Source organism: Camelimonas fluminis (assembly GCF_014656355.1).
In the GTDB taxonomy this organism is placed as follows: domain Bacteria; phylum Pseudomonadota; class Alphaproteobacteria; order Rhizobiales; family Beijerinckiaceae; genus Camelimonas; species Camelimonas fluminis.
The window spans coordinates 1-1,313 of record NZ_BNCG01000051.1; the positions used below are offsets into that span (position 1 = coordinate 1).

The 1,313-nt window shown below is 62.5% G+C and carries 1 protein-coding gene and 2 pseudogenes; 2 read left to right on the top strand and 1 reads right to left on the bottom strand.

Features of this window, described 5'->3' with window-relative positions; all coding sequences use genetic code 11:
• Window positions 1-225 precede the first annotated feature (225 nt).
• A pseudogene (locus IE243_RS23620) lies at window positions 226-423 on the top strand (UvrD-helicase domain-containing protein); the annotation flags it as partial.
• Here IE243_RS23620 and IE243_RS24020 read toward each other — a convergent pair.
• The gene (locus tag IE243_RS24020; protein WP_373301731.1) at window positions 331-558 is read right to left on the bottom strand and encodes a hypothetical protein; all 228 of its coding nucleotides are present in this window, start codon (window positions 556-558) and stop codon (window positions 331-333) included. The pseudogene IE243_RS23620 and the gene IE243_RS24020 sit on opposite strands and share 93 nt — an antisense overlap.
• Between IE243_RS24020 and IE243_RS20645 the strand changes: the two are divergent.
• Window positions 467-1,313: pseudogene (locus tag IE243_RS20645) on the top strand (IS3 family transposase); the annotation flags it as partial. The gene IE243_RS24020 and the pseudogene IE243_RS20645 overlap by 92 nt on opposite strands.

Genomic DNA, 1,313 nt, shown 5'->3' on the forward strand with positions numbered 1-1,313 from the left:
CCGTGGAATCCATGCCCACGATCGCGTGGAATCGATGCCCATCATCCGTGGAATCCGCACGCGCGGGCCACAACCATCATCAACGCGTTGCCAGAGACCATCCCTGACGGCGTCCTTTCAGAAGAGCAGCAAAAGCTCTTTGCCACCATTCGCACCTTCCAAGAACATCCCGAAGAAGCGCGCCGCACCGCCATCCAGCGCTTCATCGATTCCGACCTCGCCGACATGAAGGGCTTCTTCGACACAATCGAGAAAAGCCCGCTGACGCCGGAGCAGCGCCTTGCTGTGGTGACAGATGAGGACGCAACGCTTGTCCTTGCCGGCGCCGGTTCAGGCAAGACCAGCGTCATCGTTGCCAAGGCCGCCTATCTCGTAGAACGCGGCATCCGCCAGCCGAACGAAATCCTGCTTCTCGCCTTCGGCAAGGACGCCGCCGCCGAGATGGGGGAACGCATCCAGGAACGGGCTGGCGTATCCCGCCTCCGAGAAGCTCGAGATCATCAGGATCGTCGAGCAGTCGCACCTGCCGGCGAAGCGCACGCTGGACAAGCTTGGCATCGCCCGTCGGACCTTCTACCGCTGGTACGACCGCTACCTCGAAGGCGGACCGGAAGCGCTGGAGGATCGCCCCTCGGCGCCGGGCCGAGTATGGAACCGAATCCCGGCCGAAATCCACGACCAGATCATCGAGCTGGCGCTGGACCAACCCGAGCTGAGCCCCCGCGAGTTGTCCGTGAGGTTCACCGACGAGCACCGCTACTTCGTGTCGGAATCGACGGTCTACCGGCTGCTCAAGGCCCATGACCTGATCACCAGCCCGGCCTATGTCGTGGTCAAAGCGGCCGATACGTTCCACACCAAGACCACGCGGCCGAACGAAATGTGGCAGACCGACTTCACCTACTTCAAGATCATCGGCTGGGGCTGGATGTATCTGTCGACCGTGCTAGACGACTTCTCGCGTTACATCATCGCCTGGAAGCTGTGCACCAACATGCGTGCCGAGGACGTCACCGACACGCCGGATCTCGCCCTGGCGGCTTCCGGCTGTGACAGCGCCACGGTGCTGCACAAGCCGCGGCTGCTCAGCGACAACGGGCCGAGCTACATCGCCGGCGAACTGGCCGAATATATCGAGGCCAACAAGATGAGCCATGTGCGCGGCGCACCGTGCCATCCGCAAACCCAGGGCAAGATCGAGCGCTGGCGCCACACCCTGAAGAACCGCGTCCTGCTCGAAAACTACTTCCTTCCCGGCGACCTCGAGGCCCAGATCGAGGCCTTCGTCGAGCATTACAACCACCAGCGATACC

Excerpts from the sequence above, each read along its gene's own strand:
- IE243_RS24020 (WP_373301731.1), bottom strand. The coding sequence starts at position 558 with ATGCCAAGCTTGTCCAGCGTGCGCTTCGCCGGCAGGTGCGACTGCTCG.